Annotated in this window: 8 protein-coding genes; 2 read left to right on the top strand and 6 right to left on the bottom strand. The window is 63.8% G+C overall.

Features of this window, described 5'->3' with window-relative positions; all coding sequences use genetic code 11:
• Positions 1-19: 19 nt before the first annotated feature.
• From ABZ664_RS30720 to ABZ664_RS30710, 3 genes are all read right to left on the bottom strand, one after another.
• Complete coding sequence (locus ABZ664_RS30720; protein ID WP_362517387.1) at positions 20-3334, bottom strand: hypothetical protein; 3315 nt, start codon at positions 3332-3334, stop codon at positions 20-22.
• On the bottom strand, positions 3331-4602 hold the full coding sequence (locus ABZ664_RS30715) for a hypothetical protein (RefSeq protein ID WP_362517384.1): 1272 nt from the start codon (positions 4600-4602) through the stop codon (positions 3331-3333). The genes ABZ664_RS30720 and ABZ664_RS30715 overlap by 4 nt, the downstream gene beginning before the upstream one ends.
• A gap of 65 nt (positions 4603-4667) precedes the next feature.
• The gene (locus ABZ664_RS30710; RefSeq protein ID WP_362517381.1) at positions 4668-5930 is read right to left on the bottom strand and encodes a helix-turn-helix transcriptional regulator; all 1263 of its coding nucleotides are present in this window, start codon (positions 5928-5930) and stop codon (positions 4668-4670) included.
• Positions 5931-6187: 257 nt separating this feature from the next.
• Between ABZ664_RS30710 and ABZ664_RS30705 the strand changes: the two genes are divergently transcribed.
• Together ABZ664_RS30705 and ABZ664_RS30700 are read left to right on the top strand one after the other, a co-directional pair.
• Entirely contained in the window at positions 6188-7564 is a 1377-nt protein-coding gene (locus ABZ664_RS30705) for a hypothetical protein (RefSeq protein WP_362517378.1), read from the top strand.
• A 417-nt stretch (positions 7565-7981) separates the two neighbouring features.
• Positions 7982-8818, top strand: a complete 837-nt coding sequence (locus tag ABZ664_RS30700) for a hypothetical protein (protein ID WP_362517375.1) — start codon at positions 7982-7984, stop codon at positions 8816-8818.
• Here ABZ664_RS30700 and ABZ664_RS30695 read toward each other — a convergent pair.
• The 3 genes from ABZ664_RS30695 to fxlM form a co-directional block, all read right to left on the bottom strand.
• Positions 8751-10235, bottom strand: a complete 1485-nt coding sequence (locus ABZ664_RS30695; RefSeq protein ID WP_362517372.1) for a hypothetical protein — start codon at positions 10233-10235, stop codon at positions 8751-8753. The two genes, ABZ664_RS30700 and ABZ664_RS30695, sit on opposite strands and share 68 nt — an antisense overlap.
• Before the next feature lie 465 nt (positions 10236-10700).
• Complete coding sequence (locus tag ABZ664_RS30690; RefSeq protein WP_362517705.1) at positions 10701-11819, bottom strand: hypothetical protein; 1119 nt, start codon at positions 11817-11819, stop codon at positions 10701-10703.
• A 16-nt stretch (positions 11820-11835) separates the two neighbouring features.
• Positions 11836-13884 (bottom strand): methyltransferase, FxLD system, encoded by a 2049-nt coding sequence (fxlM, locus tag ABZ664_RS30685; protein WP_362517369.1) that lies wholly within the window; start codon positions 13882-13884, stop codon positions 11836-11838.
• Positions 13885-13917: the final 33 nt, after the last annotated feature.

The raw sequence follows: 13917 nt of genomic DNA, 5'->3' as shown, positions 1-13917 counted from the left end.
TTCAGGATAAAGCGCTGGGCTATGCGGAAAGGGTGAGGTCAACGCCCGCGTAGGTTAGGAAGGCATTGACCGCTTCGCCGTACAGTTCGGCCATCTGCCGGCGTTCTTCCGGCAGCCACCGTGAGGCCATGCGTTCGATGATGCTGGCCAGGTCGGAACTCCAGGTCTCATCGTGGAAGGCATAGTCCACAAAGTGCAGTTCCATATTGGTGCCGCCGCGTCGGGCTCGGCCAGCGAGTTGGATGAGGGACACCAGCATTCCGGCGACCATTTGCTCTTGAAGGATGAGGTCCATGGTCGACAGCTGCGGAGAGGAACGCATGATGGTGGCCAGGTGATCTCGTGCTGCAGTACGGGCCGTTTGTAGAACCTCAGTTGGATCTGCGGCGCCTGACGTGGGTAGTGAGTTGATACCCGCTGCGTTGACGCTGCCGTACATCCAAGCAGGATCATCGATGATCAGCGGGGGCCTCACACACAAATAGATGGAGTGGATTGCTGAACGAAGATTGACGACGATGTTAAGTCCTCTGGCGATGTTAGCCAGTGGAGCAATCAAGATGTCGCCGAATTGGGGAAATTCCTCGACCTCTTCGACCGTGATGCGGCGGACCAGCGACGGGTCGGGGAGATAACGGACGTTGCTGAGACGGTCTTCCTCCCGGACGAGGACGCACACCTTGTGAGAGAGCCCTTTCGCCTTGGCGAGGCCGGTGGCGATGTGGCCGCACTGCTCGTAGCTGTTGGCTGTAAGGATCACTCGTGCACGATCTTCATCGGTCTTGGCCAGGCGTGCGAGTTTCTTGGACAATTTCGTCTCGTACAGGCGCTCGCCGATTTCTCGCAAGGCTTCGGGTTTGTCCGAAGGAAACCGGCCAGCGATCGGGATGCGTTCCCCAGCCTTTCTGTGGCCATCCCCATAGGTGACAGCTGAGGACTCGACCAAGATCGATTCCTCTTGGGCGTCGGTCATCCACCACATGACGGGCGCGTGGACGTGTTCCTTGACCGCCTGCGGGAAGTAGGCGGTGGCGGAAAGGCCGAAGATAGGCCGCTCCACGCCGGCAGTGATCAGAGAGACCAGTCCACCGAGCTCTGATACATAGGTGTGCGGGTCGCCAGCCATATGCTGCGTGGAAAGCTTGGCGTCCTTTTCCGGGTTTTTCATGCCGGTGACCCGATATCCGTTGATCGGCCTGCCGATCATTCCATGCGGTAGGACGTCGGCGATGCCGCCAGACTGCATGGTATTGATGATGCGGTTGGCGGAAAGTAGGCCGGAGTGGCGCAGAGACTGGGCGGTGTCGCGCAGCCGAGCAAGAGACCAGTCCAGTTCGCTCATCAAGGTGCGGATGAGGAGGTGGTCGATGGCCCGGCTGCGTGCACGGCCGTCACTGATCATCGGTGCGAGTGCCTCGTGCAGCCTGAGTTTGAGTTCGTCGCGCTGGTTGATGCCGCGTGGTGACACGGCTGTCTCGAGGATGCGCCCGACGCGCTCCCATTCGGGGTCCAGAAGCATGGGGGTGGGAGCCGCCTCGTCGTCTGCACCGAAGTCGGGGGCCGGGACGAGAGCGTTGAGCCGATCGATAGCCTCGCGCGGAAGCGGTTCTCCGTCGCTCACCTGATGTTCGGGGAAGAGCAGGCGTATGAGTTCGCGGTCCTTGGCGCGAGCCAGGCGCCATCCTTCGTAGTCATATTCGTGACGCAGCCTCGCGACTTTAGAGTCGTCGCGGTGGTTGAGCCGGAATACTTTGGTGCACAGTCCGGTCAGCAGTGACTCGGCCATGAGCCGGACGTGGCTGACCGGTTCGATGAGCTGGTCCTCGTATCGCAGGGGAAGATGCTTGGCCGCAGTGTCGAGAATTTGCGGTTCCGCGGTCCACGGGCGTCGGGAGTGCAGGTCGACTGTGGTGGCGCACCGATCTACGGCGACGGACTGGAAGGCGTCGATCTCGTCGATGATGACAAAGTCACTGACGCGGAGCACGAACTCGCGGACGGTGACAGAACGGACCGGGCGTCCATCGATTTGGATGCCCACCCTCATGGTGCCTTGGATGAAGTTATGGTGATTCGTGACGATCACTGTGGCATCGGCGGCCTGGTAGGCGGGCGTGAACTTGCCGCAGGTCGGGATCCAGGGGCAGGCCAATATCTGTCCGCCGCTGTGGAGGCCGAGGCAGTTCTCCTTGCCGGGACGGTAGATGCCGGCGGATTCGAGCCAGTGCTGCTGTGCGCATCCGTAGGCGAGGTGATCGACGTCACGGTGCCCTCGCTTGCCCCATTCCCCGGGAGCCTCAGGGTTTTCCTTGACCAAAGACGCATGCTTGAGGGCCCGCTCGTACCGCGAGGACGGCGACATCAGTGGGGCGCACGTCGCGAGATGGTTGGTCTTGGCTTCCCTGTGCAGGATCTCGAGGTCGCGGTTGATATCCCAGGCTGAGGCGAGCGTGGCTTTGACGTCGGGGACGAGGAGAGTGACGCGGTAGTCGTTAAGCGCGGCCCAGGAGCCCAAGAGGCGAACCAGTACAGACTTACCGGTTCCCGTGGGTGCATGGAAGATCTGTGTTCGGCCAGTCAGGAGGTCCAGCATGTTGACGTTGTCTGTATCGCGAGCCTTGAGCCGGTCGAGCAGCCCCGTCAGCACCTCGTACAACCAGGGGCCTGTTTTCGTGCCGTTGTACTGGGTGTCCAGGAGTTGTGCGATGTCCTTGAGCTCCTGAACGGGCACTGGGACCGAATCCAAGCCAGGCCGGGTAGTGATGGCGGGAAGTGAGTCGTGGCCCAGCGGCTGGGTGAAAGCGGGAAAGCGGGGGATGGTGACGCGCCCGTGAACGACCTCGTGGCCTTCGGTGCGTTCGCTCGTCTCGTATGTCTTGCCCGGCGCTGCGAAGTCGTGGGGCTTGCGCCGGCTGCTGGGTCGACGGAAGGGAGCGAGAAGGCGGTTGGCATAGCCGCGGTAGTCCGCTCCCAGATGGGGATGGGCCGCTGTCGCGGTGAGCGGATCCCCGACCAGGGTGAACAGGTTGAGGGGGATCTCCTCATCCTCGTGCTCGGAGTCCAGGGCTCCCAGGAGAATCCGCGCGGCGGTGGCGAAACGGTTTTCGTCGACGAGGTCGGGGTTGCTGAGGTTCATCACCTCCGCTACGAGCAGCCGTTCCTCATTGCTCAGCTCGTTCCATCGCTCCCACGCCTGTGGCTTGCAGCTGGCGAAGAAAGCCGCATGGCGGAAGGAGGCCACAGGCTTGCCGTTGTCGTCCTGCTCTGGGAAGTATTCGGCGGCGAGGGTCAGCGCGGCATAGATGAAAGCGTCCTTGGCGGTCATCTGACTCATGCCCACTCCACCCCGGCGCTCCGGCAGACCATCTGGGCAAAGTCGGTCATGGTCGCGACCTTCATTCTGTACTTGTCGCAGGTCACAGTGAGAAGAGGGATCTGGTCGGCCCGGTGGTCGGGAATGACGAGCCATTCGGCGCCGCCCTTGTCGCCTTCATTGCGATGCAGGCTCTGCGCCAGGACACGGCCGTGGGTGTAGTCCTTCACATCCACGGTGAAGACGTGAGTGCTCCCCTCGGGGCCTTTGACCTCGATGCGATGGTCGTACGCATCGCTCATCGGCCAAAGCCTGACGGCCTCGTTCACATCTGCCTGATTGGCGGCCAGCCGCTCACGCAGGACGGAGTGCAAACGCAACTCGTGCAGGCCCGGCACACAGGTGTAACGCCACACTCCGCGTTTGAGGGCCAGATGTCCCTCCACTGGCTTCGCCTCCGGCACGGCACCGACAGCGCCGAGCGCGAGTGCCGCCTCGCGCGGAGCGGGAGTGTCGGGGCTGTCAGAGTGCAGTTGTGGCGCATCTCCGGATGTCGGCCGGAACATGAAACTGGCACCGATCTCGGCGTGACGGGCGTAGAGACAACCGACGCGATAGTACTCGCGGCCCGCGCTCATCCGCTTGCTGATCTTCATGGGCCACTTGCACACCGTGCAGGGAAACCACCAGGTGCGATAGATGGCGTGGTAGGGGATCGCCTCGTAGTAGGCGATCGCGTTGAGAGGTAGGCCGCGCCCGTTCAGCTCAGCGACCGTGCCGGCAGGACATTCCACCAGTGTGGAACGGTCCTTGACGTACTGGGTGTCGCCGCGGCCTTTGAGTATCTCGTACATCTGATCCTGATCGATCTCGTCCTGGAGCTGCTCCTCTGTGAATCGCATCCGGCCGGTCCTCTGAAGCCGCTTCAAGATCCGGTGCAGCTGAGAGATCTCCCACTGCAGGTCGAAGGCGTCGGCGGTGACGCAACCCTCGGCATCGACAACAGGGAAATCGAGATCGTCGAAGCCGGAGCGGTCCAGCCACGGAGGGAGCAGGCCGTCGATCGGACCGCGCAGTCTTTCGCGGAACTCACCGAACGATAACGGCACTCCAGGGCCGTACGCGGCGAGTAGGTCGCCGTGATACTGCATCAGCTTTTCGGCCCGGCGCCTCGGGTTCAGGCCCGGGGTCGCGATCGTCTCGCAGGCTTTGATAAAGGTGAAGTTGATTAAGCGGAACGCCTCGAAATGAGAGAACGTCAGGCCGTCATCGTCGGCATGGGTCGTCACCAGAGACACCGTAGGGCACGGGGCCGACAAAAACCGGAACAGCTTCGGGCCGCCCTAAATGATCACTACGGTGGAGGTGTGACATTCGGGTATATGTCTGTGTATATGTGCAGATAAGCCGCAATATGCTGTCGTCCGAGTGCGGTAGCGTGCCACCGGTATTCAAGGACGTGCGTATCACCTGGTGCCATCCGGGGGCGCAGTTCGATAAATCCTCTACTGGGATGTGCTTGCCGTTTGGGCCGGTAACCGACAGCCAGATAGAATAAAGACTTACCAGCCAACTCGCTCTCATGGAGACCTTCCACGCCGGCGTCGGCGACACGCAGCAGGACACTCCACAGCCATTCGGACAGAAGATGTGAGGGTGTCGCCGGCTCTGCAGGTTCCCCCAGCCCAGCACGCGCGCAGGCACGGCCCCGGCGAGTGATCTCCACCAGAGTGCGATCCACCTCGCCGACCCCGGGAATCTCCACTCGGTCCTTGGCCACCTTGACCAAGCCCAGTCGCTCCAGGGCATGGAGAGTGGCTCCGGCGCCCTGATCGTGAACGCCGGCGCTCCGCAGGCGTAACTGAAGGCGAGTGTGACCGACCAGCTTGGCGGGTGCGTCGAGAGAAAACGGTAGCCTCCGCCACAGCCTGGCCGGTGGAACCCGGGCCTGGTTCTGACGGCGCATCCACATTTCAGCCTCGGTCATCCGGTCGTCCCGCAGGATCTCACCGAGATAGACCCGCTGCCGATCGTTCAAACTGTCCCAGCCCACGACTGCTGAGGTCGGCGGACCGTGCCGCTCATGTTCGGGCAGGCTCGGAGGCTCATCCATGGGCCGAGTACGCATCCAGGCATCCATGACCATACGTACTGGCACCTCGTACAAGGCGGCCAACTGCTGTACAAGCCGTCCTGTGCACTCCGGCTTTCTCCAGTTCCACCCAGACACCTGACGATTCCGCTCCAGGCTGCGGATCTTGTGGGCGTCCACGAATAGCTCACCGCCGACGGCAGTGGCGCGAAGTCGGGTGGCGGCCTCCTCTGCCGTGAGACCAGCGGCATACCGGAGGTCAACCAACATCTCGGTTCCGCTGCGCGTACCCGTGAGGTCGGCAGTGGCGCAGCCGAGAGCATGAGCGAGACGTCTCATGTTTCTGGCTTCGGGCGCATACCTGCCCTCCTCCCAGTACACCACCAGGCGATATGTGACCCCCACGCGATCAGCAAGCTCTTGTGGCGTGAGTCCAGCCTGCTCGCGCAGCGCCCGGATCTTGGTGTGCTCAACGGACAGCAGACGTCTCGACATACCCTCAGCAGACTTCAATGAAGACTTCATTGCAACTACTGATCGATGCCGAATCTGGCCGTTATCGCGACCAACCTGCTCAATGACGTCGTGGCGACTCGGTGCGCGAGTTCGCTGTCACTGTGACACCTGCCGGAGAAGTCATGACGGCTCACGGTTCCGTCAGTGGATGAAGGATGTGGTGAGCCGGGGGCTGGCTGTACCAACGAGCCAGAGTCCAAGTGCGTGGAATGCCCAAAATGTTCTTGGTGTGGTCCGCTTGGGTGAAGAATGGCATGGTGGCAGACGTGGAGAGCTTGATCGGCCAGGTATGGGGTCCGGATGTTCGACCGCTGGTCGAGGAGGCTTGGCGCTGCTACAACGCCGGCGCGATCCGCGCCTGCATCACCACGACGTGGAGCGCCATTACCGCCGACGTCATCACCAAGCTCGTGCGGCTGGCCGATGACGGTGACAGTCAGGCCGTCTCGTTCCGTACCGCGCTATCCGATGCTCAGAAGAAGGGATTAAGCAAGGAAGGCGTACGGGCCATGCAGGCCATCGAGGCGAGCCTGCTGGACAAGGCCGTGGAGTTCGAGCTCATCGACTCGATCGGGTCACGTGAGCTGGAGCGTATACGCGAGGATCGCAACCTGTGCGCGCATCCTTCGCTGCGCACGCTCGGGGACGTCTACGAGCCTCGCCCAGAAGTCGCCCGTGGCCACCTGGCCGTCGCACTGGCGACCCTGCTCACCCATCCTCCAACGCAGGGCCGCAAGGTTGTCGAGGAGTTCAGCACCTACATCTGCGACCCGTTCTTCGTGCCTACGTATCCGCACATGCAGGCCACCTTTTTCGATCGGGTTCGAACTGCGACTCGCAAAACCATCGTCAGTTTCGCCGCCAAGCATGCCCTGCTTGAAATCGATCCCGACGGGCGCCTGCCTGCTGCTGAACATTCCGACAGGATGGCTTTGGCCCTGATCGCCTTCGCACAGCGGGACCGAGAGCTGGTCCGCTCGGCCATTTCCGCGCAAAGCGAGAGGTTCCAGGTGCTCGAAGGTGCCGCCCAGCTGCGTGCCTCGGTGCGGTTTGGAGACCAGGACTTCTTCTGGAGCATGGTGGACCAGGCGCTGGCCACACGGCTTCAGGAGATGGTGGCCAAGTTGTCCACCCCCGTCGAGTGGGAGCCGCTTCCCCCGGCGACGGCTGCTGCCATTGCCCTGGTTCGGAGCCCGTACGCGCGCGAACGATTGTCAGTACTGGAAACGCGGTTCACCGAGCTGTCCTGGACCCATCGCCTCGGGGTAGCCACCATGCATCCCGACCCGTACTTTGTGTCGGCGGTGGTCCAATTCATCGACGAAGCTGGCAGCTGGCGTATGGGTGAGCAGGCTGGGCGGATACTCGTCCAACACGCTCCTTTCCTGACCATCGAGACCTTGCGAGAAGCCTTGAACGGCTGGTGGGAAAACTCAGAGTGCCGGACCGCGGCAGACATGCCGAACCTCGCCGTACTCCTCTTCCAAGGCACATCACACCTCGGTCCCCAACGCGCCCCCGTGTTCGGCGAGTTCCTGACCAACGTTCGAGCACTGGAAGGCGAAGGTGAGTACTACAGCTACCCGGCGCTGGAAGAAGCTCTGATTCGGTCGGGATACAACCCTTCAGCGGCTGGTAGATGAGCCGCGAACGTTCGCCGCTCTTGCAGTAGACCAAGGCGGCGATGTTCACTCGTCCGCTCCCGTTGGCGTGGACGTGCACCACCGGGATCCGCCGAGGCCACGTGTCGCTATGTTGACAGGGGAGTCGAGTCTGACCCCCATCTCGGGGGAACGATCAATGCCAGCACAGTAAATGATCATCAAAGGCTGCTCGCCCCTGCGATAGCACCCATCCGTGAATGCCTCTCTCTCGCATCTTCTCGTCGAGCGGCTCTGTATTTCTGTTCAGATGAACTGACGGGGGCATTCATGCCGTAATTTGACATGAGCTGTCGCTACATTCATCCGAGGGTGCGCTACCGGGCTGATTCACCAAAGCGCTAAGGGTGGATGTCTTGAAAGGGTAGCATTTGCCGGATTTGAAAGGTGAGCAGGCTTATGGACGTCGGTGATGTCTGGGGGTTCAGGGATCAGCCGAAGACCGTCGGGGGGCGGGTGTACCAGGTGGAGGTGGTCCGGGTCGATGGGCCGCGAAAACACGGCGATCTGCATGTGCGTTTCCTCGATGGCGAGGAGGCCGGGCTGCAGGAGTGGGTGGCGCGTGGTCAACTGGTCGCTCCGTGGGCTGACGTCGGGGCGTTCCTTGATGACGATCGCCGGTGGGCGGCAGCGATTGAAAGCTCACGTGAGGTTCGAGGTAGCGCGGAATTCGAAGTGGCCAAGCTGCTCTTCGGTCATGTTCGGCCGAAGAACAAGATTCGTCTCCGGCATGCTGTCGCGGATGCCGGAGTGATGGAGATCGCCGATCTCGATGGGGTGGCGTCGTGGCTTGGTCTCGACCCTCAGGACCTGCGTAAGGAAGCGCTGGCCTTTGAGGACAGGTTCGGAACCTATGTCGCTTCGTGGCCGACGACTCGTCAGGTGGCCATGCGAGTGGCCCAGGTTCTGGGTGGAGACATCCTCAAGGCCATGGCGAAGCAGGAAGAAGCGCTGAAGACACAACGCCGGAGCGAGTCCTGGTACGGACATGAGAAGACCAACCGCGAACTGGAGCGGCTGGAGACCGTCGTCGGCACGCTCTATGAGTGGTGCGGTAAGGAAGCCATCGACCGTTATGATGAGCTCAAGGCCTTACGAGCCGAGGTCGAACGTCTGGGTGGGCTGGTCCAGCGCGCAGTGTCGGAGTTGAGGGCCCGCAAGTGTCACGCTATCGCCGCCACCATTGAGGCCGACCTCGGCGTCCATACGACCAGCTTTCACGGTAGGCATCGCTGACCTGTGTTCGCTGTTCGGCTTGAGGCCGGTAATACTCCTTTTGGGGGCCATGGGGACTCCAGTCCCCGAGGTAAGGGCGCAGGTCGTCTGGGGCCGGGTCCTTGTCAAAGCCCGCGTGGGCGAGACGAGATGGACCGCGGAGTGGATCCAGGCGGTCGGCGATCGCGTGTCCCCACTCGATCCAGGGTCGCAGGAGTTCGGCTTCCCCTGGCTCCTGGCAGCCGGCCGCGGCTTGGTCGAGAGCGGCGCAAAACTCGCGGATTTCGCTGGCCGCCCCCCAGGCATCCAAGGCATTGGCGAATGTCGTGTTGCGGTAGTCGTCAACTGCGCGGCTCCGGGCCTGCACCATCGCGGCCTCCCAGCGCGCCCGCTTCGCGGCTTCTTCTCGTTCTTCTTTGGCGAGCCACTCCTCGTATTCCTGTCTTCGGGCGAGGGCAGCCTGTTCCTCCGCCCCAGCGCGATGCTCGATCTCCTTGACGACCTCGCGTACTTTGCTTTCCACCAGCGAGCGCGAACTATCCGTCCACTGGTCGCGTCGGCTATGCGGCGACTGGGGTAACTCCAGGCGAAGGCGTCCCGTTGGTACGGATTCGTATTGCACGGGGACTCGCTGCCAGGCATAAGGTCTTCGGCGTTTTTCCTCGGGATCTGGCTCGCGGACCACCTGGTCCTGTTCCTCTTTGACGGCAATCGGGTGCTGCCCTGTACCGACCTGCATGTACAGTCCGCGAGCTTTGCGTTTCTTGGACATCGCGAGTTTGTGGCCGCGTCGGCGGGCTTCTTCTGCAAGGGACTTGACCAGGTCGATGGCCCGTGGCATGAGTGCCTCGGAGACGGCCAGTACCTCGGGATGATCCCGAAGCAGCTTGACCAGCGCGTCGGCATCGGTGACCTTGTCGCGTGCACTAAGGCGGATGCGGTTCCAGTCCGTCTCGTCCGGATGCGCGTCGTCGAAGAGCCGGATGATCAGATCGCCGCCATTTCGGCCGGTGTGCCGTAGATGGAAACCTGCGGGTACCAGGCTGTGTTGTTTGGCCGCGTGCATCGCCCGCCGGTAGGACGCGCGTGTCTCCTGGTCAGGGTTCTGGATCTCGAAGGTTCCCCTATTGTGTTGTAGGCGTTCGATCAACTCCTCGGCCAGGCCGAGGGGGCTTTGACCGGCGTCGCGTGTTCTGGAGGCGCCTGGTGTACGGGCAACGACGGCACTGCTCACTGTGCCTGGAGTTGGCCGGTCCGGGTGATGGCCATGCTCCAGATAGAAGCGGCCAGCCTCAGTGATCTCGGCCTGCCAGAATCCGTCCTTTCGCGGCGTGGTGACCAAGCCACGGTCACGAAGCGCGTACACCGTTATAGCCAGCTCCGGCGTCTTTGCGCTGACCGGTTCCTGGCTCTTCCCGATCCGCTGCAACACCGTCAACTGACGATCATTTAACCTGCCCCATCGCTGCACGTCACCAGATCACACCGCAATGTCACCGCAGGCAAGTGGTTTCAGGATTTGCGTCGCGTCGGCGAGCTTGTCGACCTTCTTGGCGTGGAGCATGCAGGGGGACTTGAACTGTTCGCTTATCCCCTGAGCAGGGTCGATGCCCCACGGATGGACGTCTCATGCCCGGAATGAGCGCGCAAGGTGGCGACTCCCGGACTCAACTCGACAGAATCGGGTCTAACAGCGTGGCATACGCCTATGCCGGGGAACCCCAGCAGCCGCCAGTTCGGGATCTTCAGCAGGCGATTTTCGCTGTGCCTGGGGCAGGAGTAGCACGGCGGGAGAGGTTCGGCGGCTGTATGACCGAAACCCGGTTCGAGTCTGCGCCGGGCGGTTGCCGTGATTGGAGTGCGGGGTTCGCAACCACGGCCGGAGTAGCGATCATGGGTCGGATCAGGCCGCTTCGTGTAGCTCGGCAAGCAGGGCGCGCAGGTTGTCTTCGCCGTGACGGACTGCGGCAGTGAGGGCATCCAGGTGGGTTGCTGGGAGGTGTCCGGCGCCGAATCCCGAGGCGGTGAGCACGTCGGCGACTTCCTGTTCCTGCTGCGGGGTCATGCGGGAGCGCATCCCGTGGTGCCCCATGACCTCTCGGGCAGCGTAGGCGTCCGAGCAGGCCACGCCGACGACAGTGGACCGCAGGTCGGAGTCATATGCCGTGGGTCGGTCGGCGGTCAGGTCGAGCACGGTCAGGGCGAGCCGGGTCCGGAACGCTGCGGTCATCGGGTCGGGGTCGGTGATCAGCGCGAGAGTTTCCCGCCCCGCATGGTCCAGTTCGTTCTGTGGTGTCGGCGTGGTCGGAGGACGGCAGTAGACGCGCAGGATGGCGGCGACGGCGTTCTCCCAGGGCTCTGTGGGAACGCTGGAGTCGATCATGGCGGCGGCCTGCTGCGGGAGGCCCTGTTCCATCAGTGACATGATCGTGAGCTGGCGGCCGTCGAGAAGCCGCTGGCCGACGCCGCGGTGCGCGGCCATGGATTCGGCCGCCTCGGTCCAACGGCCGACGCTCGCAAGAGCTCTGGCGCCGTCGATCAGCAGGGCGACCCACAGCTCCGTACAGATCGTGCGGTGGTCTGCGACGGTCCGGATCAACGGCGACAGGTCGACGGCGTGATCGCGGATGACGGTGGCGCCGCGCTGCTCGGCGGCCCGGTACAACTGCTGCAGCACCGCGAAGGCAGCGCTACCTTCACCTTCGCGGATCAGGAGTCGGGCGATGTTCACCAGCGGCATCAGCGACATCACGGCGATGTCCTGGTCCAGGCTCTCGGCTTCGGTGAAGACCTTGTGCTGCCGCCAGCACAGTTCGGCTGCCAGGTCGGGCATGCCGCTGTCGGAGGCGATGAGAGCGGAGAAGTTGAGGACACCGCAGGCGCGGGCCACCCGCTTGGAGTGGTCCGCGCCGGGTGTTTCGGCGGTCAGCGCGGTGAGTTCTGCAATGCGCTTGTCCAGTGGAAGCCCGGGGGGTTTGGGGCGGCAGACCAGCGGGATACGGGCGGCGATCGCAGGGTTCATCACGCTGTTCCCCTTCCTACGGCCAGTCGATGACGAGTCGGCTGTTGGTCTTGTCGATGACGAAGCGTGAGTCAGCGGCCTTCAGCAGGTCGCGGTTGGCGGCCGTGGCCATGCGGAAGCCGGGGGCCGGGGCGTCGTTGCCGTAGTCGCGGTCCCATTCCTGGATCGCGGCGGCGACCTGCTCGGCGAGGGAGGCGGCGCGCGGGCCGTGACCGATGGCGCCGATCTCCCAGAACCGGCCCACGGTGTCTTCACCCTCGCGGACGGTCAGATAGGCCAGGCTGTCGCCGTCGAGCGCCGCCATCGAACCCCACCCGAAATGCGGGGTGAACCCGGGCCGCCGGCCAGGTACCCGAGACAGGCCGTTGGGCAGGACGCACGCCAACCACAGATAGACCCACTCCCAGGCTGAACCCTGCCGGAACTTCACGCCCGTGTAGACCTGGTGGGAGGACTCGTCCAGGACGGTCCGCATCGCCTCCCGGTCCACGAGCTGCTCGCTGTAGGTTTCCAGCCGGACATTGCCCTCCCCGGCCATGGGGACCACCGTACGGACGTCATCACACACGCCTTTGCGCAGCGGGACGAACGTGGCCATCTCGCAGGAGACGGTCTTCCAGGTCTCGCCGTCTCCGTCGCGCTCGAAGGCGAAGGAGCGGGAGATACTGCCGCGGATCCGCATCGGGATGACGAGACGGCCGTTCGGGGCCAGTTGATTCAGGACAGGGAGGGGGATGTCACCGGCGCCCACGGTGAACTGGATCCGATCGAACGGGGCATGCTCGGGCAGACCGGTCGCGCCATCGGCCAGCAGCGCGGTCACGTTCGATGCGCCGGCAGCGGCCAGATGCTTCGCGGCGGTGTTGACGAGGTCAGTGTCGACGTCCACCGTCCACACGCGGCCCCCGGGGGCGACGAGCCGCCCGAGGAGGGCGGCGTTGTAGCCGGTGGCCGCCCCGGCCTCCAGGACCTTGTGGCCGGGCTCTGCGCCCAGTTGCTCCAGTTGGGTGGCGACGATCGACGGCGCGGAGATGCAGGAGATCATCTCGCCGTCTCGGTCGTTCTTCACCGACACGGCGTCATCGACGTAGGCGGCGACGGCCTCGACGTCGGGGATGAACCGGTGGCGCTCGACGTCCCGGAAGGCGTCGATGATCGCGGGAGTGCGCAGGTGGCCGGAGCCGGTGAGCTTGTCCACCATAGTGTTGCGCAGCTCGGCGAGGTCGGTCGTAGTGATGGTGCTCTCCATCCTCTTGAAAACAAGGGTTACGGGTGCGGACTGACTGCTGGACACGGTGGCTGGGTCGCCGTCTCCGAAGGCGACGTTCCAGCCCAGCCAGGCCGCGGCAGCCTGCTCGGCCACGGGTGTGGCCGCGCGGTTGAAAGCGAAGATCGCATGGTGGGCGAGGACCGCGCGCAGCCCCCGCCGGAGTTGCCCACTGGTCGCGAGCCGGGCCAGGCGGCGGCCGGCGTCCTCGAACGCGGCGACGCGGTCAAGCCAGCCGGGTTCGGTGGTGTCCCGCTTGGCGGCGTCGGCGTGCACGAGGCGTCGCATGGCAGTGATCGCAGACGCCTGGTAGGCCGCCTGCGGTGGGTCGATTGCCGGGCGGAGGTTGCCGAATGTCGCCCACACGTCGCTGATCTCGAACGGGTCGAGGCCCGCCGCGCGGTTCATGGTGGAGAGCAGCAGGATGCACCGCTCGCGGGCGTACGGGCTGCCGGTCTCGGCCAAGGCCGCGGGGCTGTCGGCGCACCACACCTCGTGGGCGATGGCCATACCCTGCTCGCCGCCGAAGGTTTCGATCTCCGGTTCGTAGATGCCGCCAACCCAACCGGCCGCGACTTCGTCGGCGACGAGCTGATCGAGCAGGTCGGCAGCGGGCCTCTCGGTGCGCAGCCGGAGATTGCCTTCCTTGCGCAGGAAGTGGAAACGCCAGCCGGACAGCGCGGCCGCGAGTGCGGTCGCAGCCTTCGGGGTCGCTCCGGCGTCGCCGGGAAAGCGGATGGTGGCGTGCCACCACTTTGGTTCGTCGGGCAGCGGTAGGTTCTCGTCGTTCCAGTCCATGTCCTCGGTTCGCTCCTGCTCGGTTGTGGCGGC

The sequence above is a fragment of the Streptosporangium sp. NPDC006930 genome (assembly GCF_040635605.1).
Lineage (GTDB): Bacteria > Actinomycetota > Actinomycetes > Streptosporangiales > Streptosporangiaceae > Streptosporangium.
This window is presented reverse-complemented; position numbering and strand designations above follow the sequence as displayed.